Consider the following 24,337-nt stretch of genomic DNA (forward strand, 5'->3'; position numbering starts at 1 on the left):
CCCTTGTGGGGATGGGACGGGCACCGGCCGTTGTCACCGGGTCAGGCGGTGCCGACCGATTACTTCTTCTTCTTGACCTCGACGTCGGTGTAGACCGGGTCGCCGAAGGAGTTGAACTTCACGTTCTGGACGTTGTTCGAGTAGCCCGAGTTGGTCTTGTAGTACCAGAGCGGGATCGCCGGCATGTCCTTGGCCAGAACGGCCTCGGCCTGCTGGTAGAGCTCGGCGGTCTTCTCGACCGTGGTGGCCGCGTCGGCCTGCTTCGCCAGGTTGTCGAACTCCGGGCTGGAGTAGCCGGCGTCGTTCGCGGCGGCACCGGTGCCGTAGACGTCCCGCAGGAAGTTGGCGTTCAGCGGGTAGTCCTGCACCCAGCCGGTCCGCATCATGCTCTGGACCTGCTTCTTGGTGACGATGTCACGCGAGGTCTTGAAGTCCGGCTTCGGGTCGCCGAGGCACTCGACGCCGGTCGCCTGGCGGATCGAGTTGCAGACCGCGTCCACCCACTCCTTGTGGCCACCGTCGGAGTTGTACAGGATGGTGATCTTGCCGCCGGGAACGCCGCCGTTCTCGGTGATGAGCTGCTTCGCCTTCGCCGGGTCGTACTTGCAGGCGTCGCCGCAGACGCCGGCCTTGTAGCCCATGACGCCCGGCGCCACGAACGAGTCGGCGGGCTGACGGCTGTTGTTCAGCACGGTCTTGGTGATGGTGTCGCGGTCGATCGCCATCGACAGGCCCTGGCGCACCTTGGCGGCCTTGTCCTTGTCCATGGCGGACCAGTCCGCGTTGTACAGCGCGAAGGAGATGTTCTGGATCGCGCCCTGGGCCTGGTCGATCGCGCGCTTGCCCAGGTCGTCCTTGTACTTGGGCAGGTCGGTCGAGTCGACCTGGTCCAGCACGTCCAGGGTGTCGGACATCAGGTCCTTGTACGCGGCCTCGGGCGAGGTGTAGCTGCGGAAGACGATCCCGCCGTTCTTCGCCTTGTTGGTGCCGGTGTACTTGTCGTAGGCCTTGAGCGTGATGGCCTTGTTGTGCTCCCACGACACGAACTGGTACGGGCCGTTGCCGACCGGCTTCTCGCCGAAGCCCTTCGGGTCCGCGAAGAACCCGGTGGGGAGCGGGAAGAAGGCCGAGTAGCCGAGCTTGTACGTGAAGTACGAGACGGGCTGCGACAGTTCGATGGTGAAGTGGGTGTCGTCGACGACCTTGAGGCCGGCCATCTCCTTGGCGGTCGGGTCGCCCTTGTCCGGGTGGACGGCGTCGTAGCCGACGATGTCCGAGAACCAGTCGGAGTTGATCTGGTTGTTGGCCGGGTTGGCGGACCAGTTCCAGGAGTCCACGAAGGACTTGGAGGTGACCGGGGTGCCGTCGTGGAAGGTCCAGCCGGACTTCAGCGTGACGGTGTAGTTCTTGGCGTCGGTGGTCTCGATCTTGTCGGCCACCTGGTTGCGAAGGGCACCGGTCGCGGGGTCGTAGTCGACGAGGCCCGTGAAGAGCTGCTTGACGATGCGACCGCCCTGGTTCTCCATGGCGTTGGCCGGCTGCAGCGGACGCTGCGGCTCGGCGCTCTGGAAGCTGAACGTGCCCGAGGGGTCGACCGCGGCGCTGTCCGAGCTCCCGCCGGAGGAGTCGCTGCTGCCGCTGCTGCTACAAGCAGTCGCGGCGAGCGCGACAGCAACAGCTGCGACAACCCACTTGGCCTGGCTCACACCACGCATCGGTGTGCCTCCTGAATTCGACGTTTGCGACGAGGAGGGCACCACGGATCGGTTGTCACCGGGTCCGCAATGCCGTCCGCGCTCGTGGTTTCGGCGCGCACCCCTGCGCGTTCACCCTTGACCCGAGCCTGACTGCACCCACTATCCGTCACGCACGGACACGAAAGTGACCAGTGACGATCTCAATTAGGTCACATGAACAGTCGGTAAGTTTCGAAAACCGGACATATGAGACATAGCCAGACAGGCACCAAACGGACAGTCGTCACGGATGACGAACTGTCACGTTCGCTCAGCGGACACCTGGGTGTGATGAGCGCTATTCCGTTAATAGCGGCCCCGACAACTTGGAGTAGTTGAAAAAGTTCGCCCCCCTCTCCATCGGAAAGGGGGGCGAAGCATTCCGGCCAAAGGCCGGTCAAGCCGTCCGGATCACGCCTTCTTGGCGCGCGAGGCGGTACGTCCGCGGTCCTTCTGGTCCAGCACGACCTTACGGATGCGAACCGTCTCCGGGGTCACCTCGATGCACTCGTCCTCGCGGCAGAACTCCAGCGACTGCTCCAGCGAGAGCTTGCGCGGCGGGACGATCGACTCGGCCACGTCAGCGTTCGAGGAACGCATGTTGGTGAGCTTCTTCTCCTTGGTGATGTTCACGTCCATGTCGTCGGCGCGCGAGTTCTCGCCGACGATCATGCCCTCGTACACCTCGGTGCCCGGCTCGCAGAAAAGCACGCCGCGCTCCTGCAGGTTGGTCATCGCGAAGGCGGTGACCACACCGGCGCGGTCGGCGACCAGCGAACCGTTGTTGCGGGTCGTCAGGGTGCCGAACCACGGCTCGTGGCCCTCGTGGATCGAGTGGGCGATGCCGGTGCCGCGGGTGTTGGTGAGGAACTCGGTGCGGAAGCCGATCAGGCCGCGGGACGGCACGACGAACTCCATCCGGACCCAGCCCGAGCCGTGGTTGGACATGTTGTCCATCCGGCCCTTGCGGATGCCCATGAGCTGGGTGACGGCACCCATGTGCTCCTCGGGCACGTCCACCGTGAGGCGCTCGACCGGCTCGTGGGTCTTGCCGTTGACCTCCTTGGTGACCACCTGCGGCTTGCCGACGGTCAGCTCGAAGCCCTCGCGGCGCATGGTCTCGATCAGGATGGCCAGCGCCAGCTCACCGCGGCCCTGCACCTCCCAGGCGTCCGGACGCTCGGTGTCCAGGACGCGCAGCGAGACGTTGCCGATCAGCTCGCGGTCCAGGCGGTCCTTCACCTGGCGGGCGGTGACCTTGCGGTCCACCTTGGCGCCGGACTTGGCGTCCGCGCCCTTGCCGCTGCCGCCGCGGCCGACCAGCGGGGAGGTGTTGGTGCCGATGGTCATCGAGATGGCCGGCTCGTCCACCGTGATCAGCGGCAGGGCGATCGGGTTCTCCGGGTCGGCCAGGGTCTCGCCGATCATGATGTCGCCGATGCCGGCGACCGCGCAGATGTCACCGGGGCCCGCGACCTCGGCCGGCTTGCGGGTGAGCGCCTCGGTCATCAGCAGCTCGGAGATGCGGACGTTCGAGATCGAGCCGTCACGCTTGATCCAGGCCACGGTCTGGCCCTTGCGCAGCTCGCCCTGCTCGACGCGCAGCAGCGCGATGCGGCCGAGGAAGTTGTCGGCGTCCAGGTTGGTGACGTGGGCCTGGAGCGGCGCGTCCGTCTCGAAGGTCGGGGCCGGGACGTGCTCCAGCAGGGTGGAGAAGAACGGCTCCAGGCTGGTGCTGTCGGCCGGGACGGTGCCGTTCTCCGGCTTGGTCAGCGAGGCGACGCCGTCACGGGCACAGGCGTAGACGATCGGGAACTCGATCTGGTCCTCGTCCGCGTCCAGGTCCAGGAACAGGTCGTAGGTCTCGTTGATGACCTCGTCGATCCGGGAGTCCGGGCGGTCCGTCTTGTTGATGCACAGGATGACGGGCAGCTTGGCGGTGAGCGCCTTGCGGAGCACGAAGCGGGTCTGCGGCAGCGGGCCCTCGGAGGCGTCGACCAGCAGCACGACCGCGTCCACCATCGACAGACCGCGCTCGACCTCGCCACCGAAGTCGGCGTGGCCCGGGGTGTCGATGATGTTGATGGTGATCGGCGCGCCACCATCCTTCGGGTGGTACTTGACGGCGGTGTTCTTCGCGAGAATGGTGATGCCCTTCTCGCGCTCCAGGTCGTTCGAGTCCATCATGCGGTCGTCGAGGTGCTGGTGGGCCGCGAAGGCGCCGGCCTGCTTGAGCATGGCGTCGACCAGCGTGGTCTTGCCGTGGTCGACGTGGGCGACGATGGCGACGTTACGGATGTCGTTGCGCGTGGGCATGCCTAGCGGATTCTCCCGGAATCGTGGGTTACGGCGGGCCCGGCCGCGAGACGCGCATCGGCGGCCCTTCGGCCGCGCCACCCGTTCCGCCTGCTACTACCGGTCCACCCGCCGGGCATCTGGACATGCCTCGGCTTTTCCCTATGGTACGGGGAAGCGCCCAAGGGGGCAGAAACGAGCAGGTCGGGCGGGACCAAGATCACAGACGAGTCACGTGCCCTTCACCCCGCGGTCGCGTTCCGACACTCCCCCGTTCGCGCTCCGGTGGCCCCGGGCCGCCCGCCCCGCTACCGGCTCCAGCCCACGTCCTGGAAGCGCGGCCAGCCGAAGCCGAAGGCCCCCGCCCCGACCACCCCGGTCCGCACCCCCACCAGCTCCGGCCGCTGGTAGAGCGGGACGGAGTGCCCGAGCTGCCAGATCCGCACGTCCGCCTCCTGCAACAGGTCCAGCCGGGCCGCCGGGTCCAGTTCGACGGCCGCCCGGTCGAACAGCCGGTCGATCTCCTCGGTGCCGCTGCGGCCGTAGTTGCCGCCGGACTCGAGCGTGCCGTCGGGGTCCGGCCGGGGCTTGGCGTAGGCGGCGCGCTGCTCCACGGCCGGACTGGGGCCGGCCGGCCAGGAGAACAGCGCGAGGTCGTAGTCGCCGTCGGCCAGCTGCTCCGGGACGAAGGTGTCGGCGGGCGCGGTCCGCGTCCTCACCGCGATGCCGAACCCGTCGAGGGCCACGACGAGCGCGTCGGCGGTGCGCCGGGCGGTCGCGGAGCCGGCCGGGACGAGCAGGGTGAGGGTGAGCTCCTTGCCGTCCTTGGTCCGGGTGCCCCCGTTCAGCAGCTTCCAGCCGGCCTCGTCCAGCAGGGTCGCGGCGTCGGCCGGTCCGATCGCGGCGCTGTCGTCCCGGTAGCCCTCCTGGTCCGCGGCGAGCAGGTGGCTGCCGAGCGGGGCGCCGGGCAGGCCGAGCGGGCCGAGCGCGGCCTCGGCGATCGAGCGCCGGTCCACCGCCCGGGCCACCGCCCGCCGCAGGGCCGGGTCGCCGAGCGGGCCGCGGGCGGCGTTGAGGGTGAGCTGGGTGAGCGAGGGGGCGGCCGCCCGGTGCACGGTGACCCCGGGCAGCGACTCGGCCCGCCGCAGGGCCAGCACCGCCGCCTCGCGCACCGTCTCGGGCGGGGCGGCGGCCGCCGCGGAGCCGCCCTTGGCCGAGGCCGAGGACGACGACGAGGGCGAGGGCGAGGGCGAGGGCGACGGTGCGGGCGACGGCACCGCCCGGTCCACCGCGGCGGTGAGCGGGGCGACGTCCAGCCGGCCCTGGTCCAGCGCGTCCAGCCGCCGCTCGGGCGGCGCGGCCAGGAAGTCGATCCGGTCGGTCTTCGGCAGCTCCCCCCACCAGAGCGGGTTGCGCTCCACGGTGACCCGCCCGCCGTCCTCGTCGTACCGGGTGAGCGCGTACGGCCCGGCGCTCAGGTGGCCGGTGCCGGTCAGCGCCCGGTTGAAGGCGGCCGGCGTGGCGGTCTCGGCGGCCGGGTAGAGCGGCCCGAACAGGGCCCGCCACTCGGCGTACGGCCGCCGGAAGGTCACCCTGACCTCGTGCGGGTCGGCGCCCTGGGTGACCGAGTCGATGGCCTCGTACCCGGCCGCCGGCCCGCCCCGGTAGGCCGGGTCCAGGCCGGACAGGGCGGCCCGCTGGGCGCCGAGGTCGGCGGCCGACAGCGGGGTGCCGTCGTTCCAGACGGCGTGCGGGTTGAGCCGGTAGGTGACCACCTGCGGCTGCTGCCCGGGCGGGGTGGACTCGGCGCCGACCAGGTAGTCCGGGTCCGGGACCAGCTGGCCGTGCTCGTCCGGCCGGAACAGCGAGGGGTACAGCGCGTGGGCGACCAGCGCCGAGTCGGCGCCCGCCCCGCGCTGGTAGACGTTGAGCGTGGCCGGGACGCCGTCCAGCGCCCAGTGCAGCGTGCCGCCGTCCCGGACGCCGCCGCGGTCGGCGGCGCGGACGTCCCCGGTGGTGGCGGTGGGCTCGGCCCGGGCCGGTGCGGGCGAGGGGCCGCGGCCCCGGTCCTCGGAGCAGCCGCCGACCCCGGCGGCGAGCAGCAGTGCGGCGGCTGCGGCGGTGAGCTGGCGGACGCGCATGGCGGCCATCGAACGCCGCCCGCCCCGCCCGGCCCGCACCGACACGGCGGGCCGCCGGGCGACTGCACCCGTACGGCCCAGCCCCACCGGGCGCTACAGCGCCAGCTCGAACCAGACGATCTTGCCCTTGGGCGTGCGCCGGCTGCCCCAGCGCTCGGCCAGCAGACTGACCAGTTGCAGGCCGCGCCCGCCCTCGTCGGTCTCCTGGGCGCGCCGCTGCCGGGGCTGGGCGTAGCCGTCGTCCCAGACCTCGCAGACCATGCTGCGTTCGCGCAGCAGCCGCAGCCGGATCTCGCCCCGGCCGTGCTTGAGCGCGTTCGTCACCAGCTCGCTGACCAGCAGCTCGGTGGTGTCGACCAGCTCGTCCAGCCCCCGGGCGAGCAGCCAACTGCAGGCCAGTTCACGGGCCTTGGCGACGGAGGTCGGCTCGGGCGGCAGGAACCAGTTGCCGACGGCGTCCTCGGGGAAGGCGTGCACCTTGGCCATCAGCAGGGCGATGTCGTCCTCGCCGTGGTGCGGGTCGAGCTCGCCGAGGACGTGGTCGCAGAGGTCCTCCAGGCCCTTGCCGCGGTCGCTGAGCGCGGCCCGGAAGGCGCGCAGGCCCTCGTCCAGCTGGTGCTTGCGGCTCTCCACCAGGCCGTCGGTGTAGAGGCCGAGCACCGCGCCGTCCGGGAGGGTCAGCTCGACCTCCTCGAAGGGCTCGCCGCCGACGCCGAGCGGCAGGCCGGGCGGCACGTCGAGCATCCGGGCGGGCTCGCCCGGGCTGAGCAGGACGGGCGGCAGGTGGCCGGCGTTGGCGAACATGCAGCGGCGGGTGACGGCGTCGTACACGGCGTACACGCAGGTGGCCAGGTAGACCTCGCGGGCCTCCTCGTCGGCGGTCGAGGGGAGCCGGCCGTACGGGGTGGGCGGACCGGCCGGGACGGAGTCGTCGCCGAGGCCGCGGGCGATCTCGTCCAGCGCGCCGAGCACCTCGGCCGGGTCGAGGTCGAGCATGGCCAGGGTCCGTACCGCGGTGCGCAGTTGGCCCATCGCGACGGCGGCGCGCAGGCCGCGGCCCATCACGTCGCCGATCACCAGGGCGGTGCGGTTGCCGGGCAGCGGGATGACGTCGAACCAGTCGCCGCCGACCTCGGTGTTGTTGTTGCTGGGCAGGTAGCGGCAGGCGATCTCCAGGCCGCTGGCGGCCGGGTTGCCCGGGGGCAGCAGGCTGCGCTGGAGGATCAGCGCCCGCTCGTGCTCGCGGCGGTAGAGCCGGGCGTTGTCGATGCAGACGGCGGCGCGGGCCACCAGCTCCTCGGCGATCGCCACGTCGCGGGCGTCGAAGGGCTCGCTGCCGATCGCCCGGGAGAGCTGGACGAGGCCCAGCACCTGGTCGCGGGCGACCAGCGGGACGATCAGGGTGGAGCGCAGCAGCGGGTCGCGGCCGGGCTCGGGGACGACGCTGCGGCCGGTGCGCAGCGCCCGGGCGTGCGGGGAGCGGCGCGGGTAGCAGAGGGTGCCGCCGGCTTCGGCGATCGGCAGGCCGGTGACCGAGCCGAGCACCGAGGAGGCGCCGCCGATGACGCTGGAGACGGCGACCCGGCGCAGTTCGCCGCTGCCGTCGGTGAGCACGGTGTCGCCGAGGCGGCCGGCGCTGGGGACGGTCTCGCCGGAGAGCAGCGCGGTGTACAGGTCGACGGTGGCGAGGTCGCAGAACGGCGGGACGACCACGTCCAGGAGTTCCTTGGCGGTGGTCTCCAGGTCGAGGGTGGAGCCGATGTGCGCGCTGGCCTCGTTGAGCAGGGCGAGGTTGCGGCGCACGCCGTCGGCCTCGCGCTCGGCGACGTGCCGGCTGGTGACGTCGGAGACCTGTCCGGCCACGCCCATCGGCTGCCCGGCCGAGCCGTTGAGCCGGTACAGCGAGACGGCCCAGAGCCGGTTGCCCTCGCGGGTCGGGACGGCGCTGTGGAAGCGCAGGTCGAAGACGGGCTCGCCGGTGGCGAGGACCTTGCGCAGGGCGGCGCTGAGCCGGTCGGCCTCGGACGGCGGGAAGAGGTCGTGCGGGGTGAGGCCCTCCAGGTCGGTGGGCACCAGGCCCATCCCGGAGGCGAAGGCGTCGTTGACCCGCTGCAGCCGCAGCCGGTCGTCGAAGAGCACGAAGCCGGTGGGCGTCTGCCCGAAGACGGCCTCGGAGGCGGCGAGGTCGGTCTCGATCCGGCGCAGCCGGCCGAGGTCGACCGCCAGACAGGTGGCGCCCGCGGTGGGCAGGGCGCTGTCGGGCATCAGGTAGAGCTCGGCGAGTCCCTCGCCGCCGGTGGCGTCCCGGTAGGGGGTGGTGCCGACCCACTCCTCGCCGGCCAGGGTGCGCTCCAGCCGGGCGCGGCCGCGGCGCCAGAGTTCGCGGGGGACGAAGGTGCTGATCGGGTCGGCGCCCACGGCCTCGGCGGCGGGGACGCCGAAGAACTCGGCGGCCCGCTCGCTCCACTGGCTGATCCGGCCGTCAGGGCCGATCGCGAAGGTGGCGACCCGGATGTAGTCGTAGATCGAGCCCGGGTCCCCGGCGCCCCAGGACCGGGGTTCGGCCGCCGGGTGGGCCGCGGCGCGGTCCTCGCGGCCCGGGCCCGCGGCGGCGTGGGCCGGCGGCGCCGCCGGTACGGGCAGGTGCGGGGAACCGGCCTGCCCGGGCACAGCGGCATGACCGCTGCTGCTCGGCGCGTTCCGCGCCGGAGTGCTGTTCAACGGACCGACCCCTCCAACCCGCGACCGTCCGGATGTCGAGAAGACCGAGTATTCATCATCGAGGGGTGCGTTCACACGCCCTCAACATCACAACATCAGATCGGGCGAAGGTTTTTGTCCTACCGCCCGCGCAACCACAATGCCACGCCCGCGCCCCCTTCCGGAGCGCGCGCTCCCCCTGGGCGCCCGTTGGCATATGCAGCACGGTTCTCCTGACGGTCCGGACGCTCTACTCGCGTCACTCCTCGCCGGGGTCAGTACCCGGCAGTGCCAGCTCGAACCAGACCACCTTGCCGATCCCCTCGGCCCGGGCACCCCAGTGCAGTGCCAGCCGGTGGACCAGCTCCAGGCCCCGGCCGCCCTCGTCGGCCTCGGCCGCGTGGCGCTCCCGGGGCGGGTCAGGCAGCGGGTCGGAGATCTCGACCAGCAGCGTCTCGCCGAGCGTCAGCCGGACCCCGATCGGGGCGCTGGCGTACCGGACGGCGTTCGTGACCAGCTCGCTGACCAGCAGCTCCGCGGTGTCGGTGAGGTCCTCGACGCCCCACTCGGCGAGCGCGGCGCGGACCAGCCGGCGGGCCCGGGAGACGGCGGTCGGCTCCGCGGGCAGCGTCCAGCCGGCCGTCGGGGTGCCGGCCTGGCCGTGCCCGAGCCGGGCCAGCAGCAGGGCGACGTCGTCCGGCTCGCGGCCCTGCTCCATGGTGTCCAGCACCGCCTCGCAGGCGGCCTGGATGGAGGCGTGCGGCTCCTGGAGCACGGTGAGCAGCCGGCCCAGGCCGACGTCGAGGTCCTTGTCCCGGGACTCCACCAGGCCGTCGGTGCAGAGCGCGAGCAGGCTGCCCTCGGGGATCTTCAGTTCGACCGATTCGAACGGAACTCCGCCCACGCCGAGCGGGGCGCCGGAGGGCAGGTCGAGGATCCGACCCGCGCCGCCGAGCAGCGGCCCGCCGGTGCGGGTCGGCTCCCCGGCCTCCTCGCCCGGCACCACCAGCACCGGCGGGATGTGCCCGGCCTTGGCCACCGTCAGCTTCGCCGTGCCCGGGTCGAAGACGGCGTAGACGCAGGTGGCGAGCAGCGCCTCGTCCGGGCCCTGGGCGAGGTCGTCGGCCAGCTCGTGGACGTGCCGCAGCAGGACGTCCGGCGGCAGGTCGAGGGCGGCCAGCACCCGGACGGCGGTGCGCAGCCGCCCCATCGTGGCCGCGGCCCGCAGGCCGTGGCCCATCACGTCGCCGACCACCAGCGCGGTCCGGTCGCCGGGCAGCGGGATGACGTCGAACCAGTCGCCGCCGACCTCGGTGCCGCTGCTGCCGGGCACGTACCGGTAGGCGACCTCGACGCCGGTGGGCTGGGGGACCTGCTGCGGGAGCAGGGTGCGCTGGAGGGTGAGCGCGGCGGTGCGCTCGCGGGCGTACAGCCGGGCGTTGTCCAGCGAGCTGCCGGCCCGGTCGGCGAGTTCGACGGTGAAGGCGAGGTCGTCCCGGTCGAAGCCCTCGCGGTAGCCGGCCCGGCTGACCAGCAGCAGGCCGATCACGATGCCGCGGGCGCGCAGCGGGACGACCAGCATCGAGTGCACGCCCAGGTCGTGGGCGGCCTGCATCTTGGGGTCGCCGGGGTAGGTGACGTCGTCCAGCTGGTCGGCGCCGGACAGCAGCTCGGGCACGCCGGTGCGCAGCACCCGGCCGCAGGCGGAGTCCTCGGCGAAGGTGATCCGGGCGCCGCGCCGGAGCATCACGTCGACCTCGGGGCCGTCCTGGACGGAGGCGGTGCCGAGCTGGAGCAGCGAGGTGCGCCGGTCGTGGCCGTGCCGGGGCAGGTCGTCACCGTGCGCGACGGCCTGGAGCAGGATCACCGCGGAGTGGTCGGTCAGCCGGGGCACCACCGAGCTGGCCAGTTCCTGGGCGATCCGGGCGGCGTCGAGCAGGTCCCCGACCCGGGAGCCGAACTCGTTGAGCAGCGAGAGCCGGCGCCGGGCGTGTTCGACCTTGGCCACCGCCCGGTAACGCTCCGTCACGTCCATCACGGTGCCGGAGATGCCGAGCACCCGGCCGGCCCGGTCGGTCATCCGGCTGTAGGAGATCGAGCGGTAGCCGGCCCGAGTGGTGACCGGGGAGGCGAGGGTGACGTCGATGACCGGTTCGCCGGTGGCCAGCACCTGGCGCTGGATCGCGGTGATCTCGTCGGCGGCCCGCTCGGGCAGGGTCTCGCCGGTGGTGCGGCCGACGTGGTCCTCCAGGGCGACGCCGTTCATCTCGGCCAGGGTCTGGTTGACGGCGGTGTAGCGCAGGTCGGTGTCCAGGATGGCGATGCCCAGCGGGGACTGCTCGAACAGCGCGTCGCGCACCGCGAGGTCCCGCTCGACGGCCCGTACGGCGGCCGCCTCGGCCAGGTTGACCTGGAGGAACGGGGTGCCGTCGCCGTCCACCAGCAGGGAGATCCGGGCGTCCACGGCGACCGGCCCGCCGTCCCGGTCGCGCAGTTCGGCGTTGCCCGCCCAGCGGCCGTGCCGCAGGGTGTCCTGGACGGCGGCCCGGATCCGGGCGACCTGCTCCTGGTCCGGGATCAGCTCGTCGATCCGGCGGCCGACCAGCAGTTCGCTCGGCCAACCGAGCAGTTCCTCGGCGGCCGGGCTCCACAGCACCACCCGGCCCGCGGTGTCCAGGATCGCGATGGCGACCTTGAGCATGTCCAGCAGGCTGCCCCCGGGCGGCGCGCCCAGGCCCTGCCGGGCGTCCGCCGGACCGCCCGGGAACGGCCGGCCGGGGCGGCTGCGCAGGGCGGGCCGGACGCCGGGCTCGGGGACGGCCAGGGTCGGGGCCGGCTGGACCGACTGGGCACTGCCCGGGACGTCGGGCCCGCCGCGGCGCCGGCCGGACGACGGCGGCTGCGCGGCGGCCGCGGGGGCGGCGCGGCGCAACCGCGCGCGGGCGGCGGCGCCTCCCGAGGTGCCTGCCCGGCGCGCTCCCCCGCCGCCGTTCCCGGTTGTCGACACCGACGGGGCCTCCGGCTCTGGTCGGGATCGGCGGCGCCGGCTGGGGCGGCTCACCGATGGTGACGAATGGTGCCGAAAGGCGACATACCCAGCAGAACCCAGGCTATCCCGGCTGCCGGGTCGTCTTGTCCGATTGACCTATCCGGCGGCTTGCGCGTCGCCCGCCTGACCTATCCGGCGGCTTGCGCGTCGCCCGCCTGACCTATCCGGCGGCTTGCGCGTCGCCCGCCGCCGCGAGCAGCTCGGCGACCTGCGGCAGGACCTCGCGGTCGTGCCCGATCCAGTCCACCGAGTCCAGCTCGGCCGGGCCCAGCCAGCGCAGCTCGTCGTGGTCCTCCAGCGCGCTCGGCTCGCCGGACAGCAGCTCGGCGGCCCAGAAGCGCAGCTCCATGCCCGGCCGCACGGCCCACCCGCCGGACAGCCGCCGCAGCGCCCGCACCCGTACGCCCAGCTCCTCCAGCAGCTCGCGCTCCAGCGCCTGCGCCTCGGTCTCGCCGGGCTCGGCCTTGCCGCCGGGGAACTCCCAGCGGCCGGCGACCGGCGCGGGCGCGCTGCGGCGGGCGGCGAGCACCCGGCCACCGCGGATCAGCACCCCGCCGACGACGATCCGCGGCGGGGTTCCGACAGTGGTCTCAGCGGCCTGTTCCATGCCCCCGACCCTACGGGGCCCGGTCCGGGTCCCGGGCCTCGACCCAGTACGGCTGCTTGTGGCCGCGCGCCTCGAACTCGGCGGCCAGGCGGTGCGCCCCGGCCTCGGCCAGGTTGTCGGCAACGAGGAAGCGGTTGCCGCTGTCGTCCTGCCGCATCACCCGAAAGGTGCCCATGCCGGGAGGCCAGCGGGTGGGGCCCGGCCGCGGCTCCGGGTGGCGCCCGGGTTCGGCGCCGGACCCGGCGTGGTGTCCCCGGCCGGCGTGGGGGTCGGGCCGGGGACACCCGGGTGACCCTACGGCTCCCGCGCTACCGGCAGGTACGGGCGGGGTTAACGCCGAGTAACCCGGCGACCGGCCCGGCCCTGAGGCGCGCCCGGCCCGGGCGGGCCCGGCGCGGGCGGGCTCAGACCCGGAGGTCGGGCACCTGCTCACCGGTGGACAGGCCGAGCGCGCGCCGGATGTCCACGCTGATCGGCACCGTCCTGGCGACCAGCGCCCGGGCCCGGCGCAGGTCGCCCGCCACGTCGCCGCCGGAGGCCGCGGCGTCCCAGGCGACGGCCGCCTGGGACTGGGTCTCGGCCAGCTTCTCCATCTTCGGCTGGACGTCGGTCGGCCACTCCGCCGTCGGCTTGCGCAGCGCGGCGGCCTCGGCCCGGGAGGCGGCGGCCATCCGGCGGGCCCAGGACCGGTACTCGGCCTCGGCGACCGCCACGTCCTGCTTCGGGGTGTCCAGGTAGGCCGCGTTGAAGCCCCGGACGGCCTCCAGGTAGGCCAGCTGGACGGAGGTCAGGCTGCGGCGGTCGGTGCGGACCGTCCCCAGGTGCTGGTCGTCCGGGTCCTCGAAGGCGCAGGTGACGTACCGCTCACCGGCCGCCCAGTTGCCCGCGCTCGGGTAGAGGTAGACGTCGTCCATGCCGTCCGGGACGGCCCACTGGTCCAGCGCGTAGTCGTCGAGCACCCTGCGGCACAGGGTGGCGGCCCGCTCGCGGACGACCGTCGCGCCCGGGTAGGCGCCGCTGCTCTCCGGGATCTTCGCGGTGCCGGCCACCTCGCCGTTGTGCCGCTCCGCGCAGGCCACCCGGCGCACCCAGTACACCGTCCCGTCGCCGTTCTCGTCCGACTGCCCGCTCGTTCCGGAGGAGAGGTAGCAGTCCCCCACCTTCAACGCCGACCAGCGGACCGACCCGGCCGGCGGCCGGTCGGCGTAGCGGTCGCCCCGCCCGTTCCGCGCCGGGCCGAAGTCCCCCGCGCCCAGCGCGAGCGACAGCAGCAGGGTCCCCGCCGTCCCGAGCACCAGACCGGTCACCGCCATGCCGCGGCCACGCTGGCCGGTGCGCTTGATCTGGACCAGCGCGAGGATCCCGAACACCAGGGCGACCGGCGAGAGCAGGCTCAGCGCGGTCGCCAGCGAGCCGACGGCGAAGCCGTTGGTGCGCGGCTCGGGCCGGGGGGCGTACGGGGCGAGGACGTACGGCGGGTAGGGGTGCGGGTACGGCTGCGCGTGCGGGCCCGGCCGGGGGCCGGGCCCGGCGGAGGGCGGCGCCGAGGCCCAGCCGCCGGCGGGCAGCGGCGGGGGCGGGGGCTGGGGCGGGGCCTGCGGGGACGGGGGTCCGGCCTCGGCCGGCGGGGCCCAGGGGTCGGGGTCGGCCGGTCCGGCCTCCGCCGGGCCCGGCTGCCGCGCGGCCTGCGCCTGCCCCGGCTCTTCGGCCTGCCCCGGGTCCTTGCGGAAGTCCACCCGCGGGTCCGGCCCCGGAGCGGCGGGCGGCGCGGACTCAGGCTCGGACACGTGGACTCCCCCGGCCCGCCGGGGCGGGCCTCGACTCGGCGTTTCGGCTCTCGACACCGCCGCCCGGGCCGGACGGGCCCGAGCTGAACGGTCGCGCGACTTTACCCGATCTTTCCGAACGGCCGCCCCGCCGTCACCGCCCCGGCCGCTCCGCCCCGACCCGGGCCAGGATCTCGCCGTGGATCATCGAGAACCAGCCGTCCCCGGCGGCGCTCCACTCCCGCCAGCCGGCCGCGATCCGCTCCAGCTCGGCGGGCTCCGCGAAGCCCCGCTCCACCGCCGTCCGGCCGAAGGCCGTCCCGGTCACCCGGTCCGCCCACATCCCGGCCCACCACTCGCGCCGTTCGGGCGTCGCGAACGTCCAGGTGCCGGTGCTCGCGGTGACGTCGGTCAGACCGGCCGCCCGGGCCCAGGACAGCAGCCGCCGCCCGGCGTCCGGTTCGCCGCCGTTGGCCCGGGCGGTCCGCCGGTAGAGCTCCAGCCAGCGGTCCAGCGCGGGCGCCTGCGGGAACCAGGTCATCGTGGCGTAGTCGACGTCCCGGGCGGCGACCAGCCCGCCGGGCGCCGTCACCCGGCCCATCTCGCGCAGCGCGGCCACCGGATCGGCCACGTGCTGCAGCACCTGGTGGGCGTGCACCACGTCGAACTCGCCGTCCCGGTAGGGCAGTCGGTGCACGTCGGCCAGTTCGAAGACGACATTGGCCAGGCCGCGCCCGGCGACGTACCCGGCGGCCTGCTCCAGCACCTCGGCGGAGGCGTCCACGGCCACCACCCGCCCGGTGGGGCCGACCAGCTCGGCCAGATCGGCGGTGATCGTGCCCGGGCCGCAGCCGACGTCCAACAGCGCCTGGCCGGGCCGCAGTTCGGCCAGCAGGTAGCCGGCCGAGTCGGCGGCGGTGCGGGAGCGGTGCGAGCGCAGCACGGCCTCCTGGTGGCCGTGGGTGTAGGCGGCGGCAGGCTGCGGTCCGGGCATGGGATCCCCCTGAGACGTGGTCGGTGTTTCCGTTTCCGCGATACCCCGACGCTACGCCCCATCCCGCATGGCGAGAAGAACCGTCTCAGATGGCGATCAGTGGGCGGCTCCGCCGACACCGGCGGCCGTACCGTGGAGGCGCCCGACCGAACGACCCCGAGCGGTCCCGAGCGGTCCCGAACAGCCCTGAGCAGCCCTGACAGCCCCGAACGGTCCCGAACAGCCCCGAACGGTCCCGAGAGAACGGTCCGCCCATGCCCGGCCCCGGCCAGCGCCCCTTCGTCCTGCTGAGCGCCGCCGTCTCCCTCGACGGCCACCTCGACGACGCCTCCCCCGACCGCCTGCTGCTCTCCGGCGCCGCCGACTTCGACCGGGTCGACCAGGAGCGGGCGGCCGCCGACGCGATCCTGGTCGGCGGCAACACCCTGCGCGCCGACAACCCGCGCCTGCTGGTCAACGACCCCGCGCGACGGGCCGCCCGGGCGGCGGCCGGGCGGCCGGAGCACCCGTTGAAGGTGACGCTCAGCGCGAGCGGCGCCCTCGGCGCCGACCTGCGGTTCTGGCACACCGGCGGCGCGAAGCTCGCCTACACCACCGGGGCCGGGGCGGCGGTGCTGCGGCCCCGGCTGGACGGGCTGGCCGAGGTGGTCGCGCTCGGCGACTCGGTCGACCTCGGCGCGGTGCTGGACGACCTGGGCGCGCGCGGGGTGCGCCGGCTGATGGTCGAGGGCGGCAGCGGGGTGCACACCCAGTTCCTCGCCCAGGGCCTGGCGGACGAGCTCCAGCTGGCCGTCGCCCCGCTGCTGGTCGGCCAGCCCGGGGCGCCGCGGTTCGTCGGCCCGGCCGCGTTCCCCGGCGGCCCGACCCGGCGGATGCGGCTGCTGGAGGCACGTACGGTGGGCGACGTCGTCCTGCTCAGGTACGCCCCGAAGGAGCCCGCGCCGTGAACCGCCCCACCGCCACCGACCTCGACCACCTGCGCCGGGCCGTCGAACTCTCCCGCCGCTGCCCGCCCTCCGCGACGGCCTTCTCGGTCGGCGCGGTGGTCGTCGGCGCCGACGGCGAGGTGCTGGCGGAGGGCTACAGCCGGGAGGCGGACGCGCACGACCACGCCGAGGAGGCGGCCCTGGCCAAGCTCCCGGCGGGCGACCCCCGACTGCGCGGGGCGACCGTCTACAGCAGCCTGGAGCCCTGCGGGCAGCGCGCCTCCCGCCCGGTGCCGTGCGCCCGGCTGCTCGTCGCGGCGGGCGTGCCCCGGGTGGTGGTCGCCTGGCGCGAGCCGGACCTCTTCGTCACCGACTGCCAGGGCACCGCGCTGCTGGAGGCGGCCGGGGTCGAGGTGGTGGAGCTGTCGGAGCTGGCCGAGGAGGCCCGGGCGGTCAACGCCCACCTGCTCCCGTAATCTTTTGTATCATTAAGAAACAAAGAGCTCACTTCTCCTCCCCGCCTCCAGGAGCCGCCCCATGACCGCCGCCCCCGTCCGGTTCACCACCCGCGCCCTCCTCCTCGACATGGACGGCACCCTGGTCAACTCCGACGCCGTGGTCGAGCGCTGCTGGACCCGCTGGGCCGAGCGGCACGGCCTCGACCCGGTCGCGGCGCTCACCGTCGTCCACGGCCGCCAGGGCCATGCCACCATGGCCGAACTGCTGCCACACCGCCCGGTCGAGGAGAACCTCGCCGAGAACGAGCGGATGCTCGCCGAGGAGCGGGCCGACACCGAGGGCGTCGTCCAGGTCCCCGGCGCCGACGCCTTCCTCGCCTCCCTGGCCGGCCTGCCGCACGCCCTGGTCACCTCCGCCGACCTGCCGCTCGCCCGGGTCCGGATGGATGCCGCCGGCCTGCCGATGCCGCCCGTCCTGGTCACCGCCGAGTCCGTCGGCGCCAGCAAGCCCGACCCCGAGGGCTTCCTCAAGGGCGCCGCCGCCCTCGGGTTCGCCCCCGCCGACTGCGTGGCCTTCGAGGACTCCGGCGCCGGCATCGCCGCCGCCCGCGCCGCCGGCCTGCGCGTCATCGGCATCGGCCCCCGCGCCGCCGCCCACCACCCGGACGCCCTCGCCCCCACCCTCACCGCCGTCACCGTCACCGCCGACCCCGACGGCACCCTCACCCTCACCGTCCACCCCTGACCCCCGCACCCGAAGTGGGGGGGGGGGGGGGGGGGGGAGGGGGGGAGGGGGGGGGGGGGGTGGGGGGGGGGGGGGGGGGGTTCGGGGGGTGGTGGTGGGGGGTGGTTTTTCTCCCCCCCCCCCCCCCCCCCCCCCCCTGGGTGGTTTGCCCTCTTTTGGCTTTCCTCCCACTTCGGGTGCGGCGGTCGGTCAGATGTTGCAGCGGAACGCTCAGCGAACCGCTCCCACCTGCGAAAACACTGCTCTCGCAGCCCACGCCCAGCACCGATCCAGCACGGTGCGGATTCGTCCAACACATCCAGCACGCACGGCCACGGCGAGGAGTTCCGCCCTCCGCAGCACATTGTGTACACGCGGGACACTCGGTACGCTTGAGCGCATGACGCAGCCAATGCCCATAGAGTCCATCCGCGACGTGCGTGCACATCTGGCGGAGGTCGTGGAACGCGCTGACCGCGACGACGTACCCACGGTGATCACGCGCCGCGGCAAGGAAGTGGCCGCGGTCGTCTCCATCGACGTACTGCGCAAGTACCAGGAGTGGGAAGAGCGCGAGATCAACCGGATCATCGATGAGCGCCTGGCCAATCCGACACCTGGCATCCCGATCGAGGACATCATGAGGGAGACGCTGGCGCGCAGTGAGTGAGTACCGAACCGTCTTCCGCCCTGAGGCACAAGCCGAACTCCGGAAGATCCCTCGCGACATGGCCCTGCGCATCCTGGCCAAGCTGACCGAGTTGGAGACCGACCCTCTCGGCTTCAACACCACCGCACTCGTGTCCCGGCCGGAACGTCGCCGCCTGCGCGTCGGTGACTACCGCGTCGTCTACACGATCGACAACGGGGAACTCGTGGTGTGGGTCGTCCATGTGGGGCACCGGTCCACCGTTTACGACACTTGACCGCCGCTGACCCCGCGTCAGAATAGCCGGCACCCATCCAGCACGGTGACGACGAAGGGGTCGGACTCAATGGAGTCCGACCCCTTCCGTGCTGCGCGTTCGACTCAATGCCTAACGTGCGGCAAGCGTACGACTACACATTGAAGCGGAACTCCACGACGTCGCCGTCCTGCATGATGTATTCCTTGCCCTCGATGCGGGCCTTGCCCTTGGAGCGGGCCTCGGCGATGGAGCCGGTCTCGACCAGGTCGTCGAAGGAGATCACCTCGGCCTTGATGAAGCCCTTCTGGAAGTCGGTGTGGATGACTCCGGCGGCCTCGGGGGCGGTGGCGCCCTTCTTGATGGTCCAGGCGCGGGTCTCCTTCGGGCCGGCCGTGAGGTAGGTCTGCAGGCCGAGGGTGTCGAAGCCGACCCGGGCGAGGGTGGCGAGGCCGGGCTCCTCCTGGCCCATGGACTGGAGGAGTTCGAGGGCCTCGGCGTCGTCGAGCTCGATCAGCTCGGACTCGATCTTGGCGCTGAGGAAGATCGCCTCGGCCGGGGCGACCAGCGCGCGCTGGGCGTTCTTGAAGTCCTCGTCGGCCAGCTCGTCCTCGTCCACGTTGAAGACGTAGAGGAAGGGCTTGGCGGTCAGCAGGTGCAGCTCGCGGATCGGGGCGGTGTCGAAGCCGGCCTCGAAGAGGGTCTTGCCGGTCTCCAGGACCGCCTGGGCGGCCTCGGCGGCGGCCAGCACGGGGGCGGTGTCCTTCTTGAGGCGCGCCTCCTTCTGGAGCCGGGGCAGGACCTTCTCGATGGTCTGGAGGTCGGCCAGGATCAGCTCGGTGTGGATGGTCTCGATGTCGTCCTTGGGCGACACCTTGCCGTCCACGTGCACCACGTCCGGGTCGGTGAAGGCGCGCACGACCTGGCAGATCGCGTCCGACTCGCGGATGTTGGCGAGGAACTTGTTGCCCAGGCCCTCGCCCTCGCTGGCGCCGCGCACGATGCCCGCGATGTCGACGAAGTCGACGGTGGCCGGGAGGATGCGCTGGGAGCCGAAGATCTCGGCGAGCTTGGCCAGCCGCGCGTCCGGGACGCCGACGACGCCGACGTTCGGCTCGATGGTGGCGAACGGGTAGTTGGCCGCCAGCACGTCGTTCTTGGTCAGGGCGTTGAACAGGGTCGACTTGCCGACGTTCGGCAGGCCGACGATTCCGATCGTGAGCGACATGAAGCGCAGTCCCGTGGGCTTGGAGGATGTGGGTCGGCACCGTACGGGCCGACCCCCAAGTCTACGGGCAGCGCCTGCCGGGGCTCACGCCTCGGTCGGCGCGGGCAGCGGCTCCAGGAACTCCAGCCGGTTGCCCAGCCGGTCGGCGGAGTAGAAGCGGCGGTGGCCGGGGTGGTGGTCGTCCCAGATGACCTCGTGGCCGTGCGCGGCGAGCCGCTCGGCCAGGGCGTCCAGCGAGGTCACCAGGATGCCGGGGTGCCCCTTGCGGGCCGGGCGGAAGTCCGGGGTGACGCCGAGGTGCACCTCGACCCCGCCGCCGCGGAACCAGCAGCCGCCGCGCGCCGCCAGCACCGGGGGCTTGGGGAGTTCGGTCATCCCGAGCACGCCGGACCAGAAGGCGCGGCACTCGTCCTCGGCACCGGCCGGGATGTCGAGCTGGACGTGGTCGAGGCGCTCGAAGGTGAAGTCGGCGGTCACGCGGCAGTCCCCCGTACGGTCATCGGATGATCACGATGTGTCGACTCGGCCGAGCAGGTCAGCCCCTTGAGCGACGATCACAGGAGTACGCCATTCGGGGACACGGGACAAGACCTGAACGGTCCATTACACAGTGTGGCGATGATCGGACCGTACGTTGGGCGGGTGGAGCAGAGCATCCGTACCCAGCCGCCAGGGCCCAGACGCCGTCCGCCGAGCGGCGCGGCCCCGGCCGCCGTCCCCGGTCCCGGCCGGGCGCCCGAGAGCGCCGGAGCCCCCGCGGCTCCCCCGTCCCGGCTGCGCCCGGTGGCCGACCGGCCCGCCGCGCGCCCGTCCCCGCAGCGCCGGCTGCGCGTGTACGGACGGCGCCGGACCGGCCGGCCGACCCGGCTGACCGCGATCGGCACCGGCGTGGTCGCCGTGCTGGCGACGGTGGCGGTGGCCGGTCTGGACCGGTTGCTCTTCGACGACCTCGGCTGGCTGTTCGGCCTCGGCTACCTGGTGGTCTGCTTCCAGCTGGCCGTCCGGGTCCGCTACGCCGACCTGCTGGCCGCCCCGATCAGCGGGCCGATCGCCTTCGCCGTGGCGCTGCTGGCGCTCGCCCCGGTCAGCTCCTCCGGCATCACCGCCCAGGTGGTGGCGCTGGCGACCGGGCTGGCGCTGCGGGCCGGCTGGCTGTTCTCCGGCACCGGGCTGGCCGCGCTGATCGTGCTCGCCCGCTTCGTCGCCCAGCGCCGGATCCACCGCTCCCGCTGACGGCCCGGCGCGCGGGCCGTCAGCCCGCCGCCCGGGCCGCCGCCATGGCGGCCCCGACGATGCCCGCGTCGTTGCGCAGCTCCGCCGGCACCACCCGCGCCCCGCGGTCCCGCAGCAGCGGCAGGAACTTCTCGTGCTTGCGGCTCACCCCGCCGCCGATCACGATCAGTTGCGGGGAGAACAGCATCTCCACCAGGTCCAGGTACTCGTCGACCCGCCCGGCCCACTGCTCCCAGGTCAGGTCGTGCCGCTCCTTGGCGGCGGAGGAGGCCCGGCGCTCGGCGTCCTTGCCGCGCAGCTCCAGGTGACCGAGTTCGGTGTTGGGCACCAGCGTGCCGTCCACGAAGAGCGCGCTGCCGATGCCGGTGCCGAAGGTGAGCACCAGGACCACGCCCGACTCGCCCCGCCCGGCGCCGTGCTCGGTCTCGGCGAGGCCGGCCGCGTCCGCGTCGTTGAGCACGGTCGCGGGCAGGCCCAGCGCGTCGCGGAAGAGGCCCTCGGCGTCCAGGCCGATCCAGCCCTTGTCCACATTGGCCGCGGTCCGGGTGCGGCCGCCGACCACCACCCCGGGGAAGGTCAGCCCGACCGGCCCCTGGTGGTCGAAGTGGCGGACCACCTCGCACACGGCGGCGACCACGGCCGCGGGCTCGGACGGCTGCGGGGTGAGCACCTTGTGCCGCTCCTGGGCGAGTGCTCCCCGGGCGAGGTCGACCGGGGCGCCCTTGATGCCCGAGCCGCCGATGTCCACGCCGAATACCGCCGTCATCGTTCCGCCTTCCGCCGTTCGGCCGCCGACCGGCTTGTCCACAGCCTGTGCACAAAGCTACGAGAGCCCGGGCGGGGGCGCACCGCAATCGACGGGCCCGCACAGCGCGACGGACCCGGTGCCCCGCATCGGGGCGCCGGGTCCGTCGTGGCGGGCCCAGGGCCCGTCTTCAAACCCCCGTCGTCCGCCCGGAGGGCGGGCGGGGCGGCGTTGGGGTGCGTGCATCGCAAGGCGGAGGAGGGAGCCACTGCGGAGCATTGGCGACCGACGACAACGCGGCGAGGTGCGTGCCCCAACGCCGCCCCGCAGGCGGGGGTTTGAAGACGGGCCCTAAAGCTTGCCGGCCGCCTCGGCGCGCAGGTCGCGGCGCAGCTCCTTGGGCAGCGAGAAGGTCAGGTGCTCCTCGGCGGTCTTGACCGTCTCCACCGTGTCGTAGCCGCGCGCGGCCAGGAACTCCAGCACGCCGTCGACCAGGATCTCCGGCACCGAGGCGCCGCTGGTCAGGCCGACCGTGGTGACGCCCTCCAGCCAGGACTCCTGGATCTCCTCGGCGAAGTCGACCAGGTGGGCGGCCTTGGCGCCGTACTCCAGGCCGACCTCGACCAGGCGGACCGAGTTGGAGGAGTTCTTCGAGCCGACCACGATCAGCAGGTCGGTCTCCGGGGCCAGCTGCTTGACCGCGACCTGGCGGTTCTGGGTCGCGTAGCAGATGTCGTCGCTGGGCGGGCTGACCAGCGCCGGGAAGCGCTTCTTCAACTCACCGACGGTGGCCATGGTCTCGTCCACCGAGAGCGTGGTCTGGGAGAGCCAGACGATCTTGGACTCGTCCCGCACCTGGACGTTGGCGACGTCCTCGGCACCGTCCACCAGGTGGATCCGGTCCGGGGCCTCGCCCATGGTGCCGATGACCTCCTCGTGGCCCTCGTGGCCCACCAGCAGGATGTCGTAGCCCTCGTCGGCGAAGCGCACGGCCTCCTTGTGCACCTTGGTGACCAGCGGGCAGGTGGCGTCGACGGTGGCGAGCTTGCCGGCCCGCGCCTCGTCGTGGACGGCCGGGGCGACGCCGTGCGCGGAGAACACGACGATCGAGCCCTCGGGCACCTCCTCCGTCTCGTCGACGAAGATCGCGCCCTTCTTCTCCAGGGTCTGCACCACGTACTTGTTGTGGACGATCTGCTTGCGGACGTAGATGGGCGCCCCGTACTGCTCCAGGGCCTTCTCCACGGCGATCACGGCGCGGTCGACACCCGCGCAGTAGCCCCGGGGGGCGGCGAGCAGGACACGGCGCTGCGCGGTGTTGGACATGCCCCCATCGTACGGGCGACCGGGAGCCCCGCCGCGCCGGGCGGGCCGCCCCGCCCGGGCCGGACGCTTTCCGGTCGCACCGGGTCGGAAGTTGCTCAAATCTGGTCTCCATGAGCGCTGTGCACGAGCAGCCGACGCCGAGCGGCCTGCGCCGCACCCTGGGCGTCCGCGATCTGATGGTCTACGGGCTGCTGTTCATCGCCCCGATGGCCCCGGTCGGCGTCTTCGGCGTGCTGGACGCCCGGAGCCACGGCGCCGTGGCGGCCGTCTACCTGGCGGCGACGGTCGCGATGGGCTTCACCGCCTTCTCGTACGCCCAGATGGTCCGCGCGGTGCCGCAGACCGGCTCGGTGTTCGCCTACGCGCGGGCCGGGCTGGGCGAGGGGCCGGGGTTCATCGCCGGGTGGATGGCGATGCTGGACTACCTGCTGATCCCCGCGGTGGCCTACCTGTTCTCCGGGATCGCGCTGAACTCGCTGGTGCCCGGGGTCTCGCGCTGGGTGTGGACGGCGGTCGCCGTGCTGGTGACCACCGCGCTCAACCTGGTCGGGGTGCGGACGGCGGCCGCGGTCGGCTTCGCGGTGCTCGCGCTGGAGATCGCAGTGCTGGCGGTGTTCGTGGTCGCGGCCGTGGTGGTGCTGGTCCGGGACGGCGCGCGGCGCGGCTGGGACACGCCCTTCACCGCCGTCGGGGGCTTCTCGCTCACCGCGGTGATCTCGGCGGTGTCCGTCGCCGTGCTCTCCTACCTGGGCTTCGACGCGATCGCGACCTTCGTCGAGGAGGCGGTCGGCGCCTCCGCCGCGGTGGCCCGGGCGGTGCTGTGGTGCCTGGCGCTGGCCGGGCTGCTGTTCGTCGCCCAGACCTACCTGGCGGCGGTGCTGGAGTCCAGCACCCCGCAGCAGCTGGCCGCCGACCCGGCCGCCCAGGGCTCCGCCTTCTACGACACCGTGGAGGGCGGCATCGGCCACTGGCTGCACGTGTTGGTGGCGAGCAGCAAGGCGATCGGCGCGGCCTTCGCCGCGCTCGCCGGGCAGGCGGCGGCCGGCCGGCTGGTCTTCGCGATGGCCCGGGACGGGCGGCTGCCGCGGCTGCTCGGCTCGGTCGACCCGGGCAGCGCGGTGCCGCGCCGGGCGCTGCTGGCGGCCGCGGTGGTCACCATGGCGGCGGCGGTCTGGGCGGCCGAGCGGGACGACGGGCTGGACCAGCTCACCTCGGTGGTGAACGTGGGCGCGCTGACCGCCTTCGCGCTGCTGCACGCCTCGGTGATCGGCTGGTACACCGTCCGGCACGGCTCGCCCGACCGGCTCCGGCACCTGGTCGTCCCGCTGCTGGGGATCGCGGTGATCGGCGCGGTGGTCTACGAGGCCTCGACCACGGCGCAGCTGGTCGGACTGGTCTGGCTGGCGGTCGGCCTGGTGGTGCTCGGCGTGCAGGGCAGTACGGCGCACGGTGTCGGCGGGCGCCGCTAGCGACGGTGTCGGCGGGCGTCGCCGGGGACGGTGTC

18 protein-coding genes and 1 pseudogene are annotated in these 24,337 nt (G+C 73.4%); 6 read left to right on the forward strand and 13 right to left on the reverse strand.

Annotation, left to right across the window (positions count from 1 at the left end):
• Positions 1-59: 59 nt before the first annotated feature.
• The 9 genes from ACZ58X_RS30660 to ACZ58X_RS30700 form a co-directional block, all read right to left on the reverse strand.
• Positions 60-1,715, reverse strand: a complete 1,656-nt coding sequence (locus ACZ58X_RS30660) for a peptide ABC transporter substrate-binding protein (RefSeq protein WP_470336829.1) — start codon at positions 1,713-1,715, stop codon at positions 60-62.
• Between the two features lie 432 nt (positions 1,716-2,147).
• Positions 2,148-4,052 carry a translational GTPase TypA gene (gene typA, locus ACZ58X_RS30665; protein WP_470336830.1) on the reverse strand — a complete coding sequence of 635 codons (1,905 nt, stop codon included), beginning with the start codon at positions 4,050-4,052 and terminating at the stop codon, positions 2,148-2,150.
• Between the two features lie 287 nt (positions 4,053-4,339).
• Positions 4,340-6,172 (reverse strand): ABC transporter family substrate-binding protein, encoded by a 1,833-nt coding sequence (locus tag ACZ58X_RS30670; RefSeq protein ID WP_470336831.1) that lies wholly within the window; start codon positions 6,170-6,172, stop codon positions 4,340-4,342.
• A 93-nt stretch (positions 6,173-6,265) separates the two neighbouring features.
• Positions 6,266-8,893, reverse strand: a complete 2,628-nt coding sequence (locus ACZ58X_RS30675; RefSeq protein WP_470336832.1) for a SpoIIE family protein phosphatase — start codon at positions 8,891-8,893, stop codon at positions 6,266-6,268.
• A gap of 238 nt (positions 8,894-9,131) precedes the next feature.
• The gene (locus ACZ58X_RS30680) at positions 9,132-11,879 is read right to left on the reverse strand and encodes a SpoIIE family protein phosphatase (protein ID WP_470336833.1); all 2,748 of its coding nucleotides are present in this window, start codon (positions 11,877-11,879) and stop codon (positions 9,132-9,134) included.
• Positions 11,880-12,081: 202 nt separating this feature from the next.
• Positions 12,082-12,528 (reverse strand): NUDIX domain-containing protein, encoded by a 447-nt coding sequence (locus ACZ58X_RS30685; RefSeq protein WP_470336834.1) that lies wholly within the window; start codon positions 12,526-12,528, stop codon positions 12,082-12,084.
• Between the two features lie 10 nt (positions 12,529-12,538).
• Positions 12,539-12,703 carry an SPOR domain-containing protein gene (locus ACZ58X_RS30690; RefSeq protein WP_470336835.1) on the reverse strand — a complete coding sequence of 55 codons (165 nt, stop codon included), beginning with the start codon at positions 12,701-12,703 and terminating at the stop codon, positions 12,539-12,541.
• Between the two features lie 229 nt (positions 12,704-12,932).
• Positions 12,933-14,315 (reverse strand): DUF4190 domain-containing protein, encoded by a 1,383-nt coding sequence (locus ACZ58X_RS30695; RefSeq protein WP_470336836.1) that lies wholly within the window; start codon positions 14,313-14,315, stop codon positions 12,933-12,935.
• Positions 14,316-14,448: 133 nt separating this feature from the next.
• Entirely contained in the window at positions 14,449-15,288 is an 840-nt protein-coding gene (locus tag ACZ58X_RS30700; protein WP_470336837.1) for a methyltransferase domain-containing protein, read from the reverse strand.
• 254 nt (positions 15,289-15,542) lie between these two features.
• Between ACZ58X_RS30700 and ACZ58X_RS30705 the strand changes: the two are divergent.
• The 4 genes and pseudogenes from ACZ58X_RS30705 to ACZ58X_RS30720 all read left to right on the forward strand — a co-directional run bounded on the left by ACZ58X_RS30705 (position 15,543) and on the right by ACZ58X_RS30720 (position 18,322).
• Positions 15,543-16,690 (forward strand): annotated as a pseudogene (locus ACZ58X_RS30705) (dihydrofolate reductase family protein).
• A gap of 61 nt (positions 16,691-16,751) precedes the next feature.
• Positions 16,752-17,417 (forward strand): HAD-IA family hydrolase, encoded by a 666-nt coding sequence (locus ACZ58X_RS30710; RefSeq protein WP_470336838.1) that lies wholly within the window; start codon positions 16,752-16,754, stop codon positions 17,415-17,417.
• A 379-nt stretch (positions 17,418-17,796) separates the two neighbouring features.
• Positions 17,797-18,066 carry a type II toxin-antitoxin system Phd/YefM family antitoxin gene (locus ACZ58X_RS30715; RefSeq protein ID WP_470336839.1) on the forward strand — a complete coding sequence of 90 codons (270 nt, stop codon included), beginning with the start codon at positions 17,797-17,799 and terminating at the stop codon, positions 18,064-18,066.
• The gene (locus ACZ58X_RS30720) at positions 18,059-18,322 is read left to right on the forward strand and encodes a type II toxin-antitoxin system RelE family toxin (RefSeq protein ID WP_470336840.1); all 264 of its coding nucleotides are present in this window, start codon (positions 18,059-18,061) and stop codon (positions 18,320-18,322) included. The genes ACZ58X_RS30715 and ACZ58X_RS30720 overlap by 8 nt, the downstream gene beginning before the upstream one ends.
• 133 nt (positions 18,323-18,455) lie before the next feature.
• On the opposite strand, the gene ychF is transcribed toward ACZ58X_RS30720, so the two are convergent.
• The gene (gene ychF / locus ACZ58X_RS30725) at positions 18,456-19,529 is read right to left on the reverse strand and encodes a redox-regulated ATPase YchF (protein WP_375884677.1); all 1,074 of its coding nucleotides are present in this window, start codon (positions 19,527-19,529) and stop codon (positions 18,456-18,458) included.
• Between the two features lie 84 nt (positions 19,530-19,613).
• Positions 19,614-20,006, reverse strand: coding sequence for a VOC family protein (locus ACZ58X_RS30730; protein WP_470336841.1), 393 nt, complete (start codon positions 20,004-20,006; stop codon positions 19,614-19,616).
• 165 nt (positions 20,007-20,171) lie between these two features.
• Between ACZ58X_RS30730 and ACZ58X_RS30735 the strand changes: the two genes are divergently transcribed.
• Positions 20,172-20,762, forward strand: coding sequence for a DUF6542 domain-containing protein (locus tag ACZ58X_RS30735; RefSeq protein WP_470336842.1), 591 nt, complete (start codon positions 20,172-20,174; stop codon positions 20,760-20,762).
• A 19-nt stretch (positions 20,763-20,781) separates the two neighbouring features.
• Here ACZ58X_RS30735 and ppgK read toward each other — a convergent pair whose 3' ends face one another.
• Positions 20,782-21,528, reverse strand: a complete 747-nt coding sequence (gene ppgK / locus ACZ58X_RS30740; protein ID WP_470336843.1) for a polyphosphate--glucose phosphotransferase — start codon at positions 21,526-21,528, stop codon at positions 20,782-20,784.
• 330 nt (positions 21,529-21,858) lie between these two features.
• Entirely contained in the window at positions 21,859-22,833 is a 975-nt protein-coding gene (locus ACZ58X_RS30745) for a 4-hydroxy-3-methylbut-2-enyl diphosphate reductase (RefSeq protein ID WP_465607887.1), read from the reverse strand.
• A gap of 110 nt (positions 22,834-22,943) precedes the next feature.
• On the opposite strand from ACZ58X_RS30745, the gene ACZ58X_RS30750 reads away from it, so the two are divergent.
• Positions 22,944-24,302, forward strand: coding sequence for an APC family permease (locus tag ACZ58X_RS30750; RefSeq protein ID WP_470336844.1), 1,359 nt, complete (start codon positions 22,944-22,946; stop codon positions 24,300-24,302).
• Positions 24,303-24,337: the final 35 nt, after the last annotated feature.

This window comes from Kitasatospora sp. NPDC040550, from assembly GCF_055594965.1.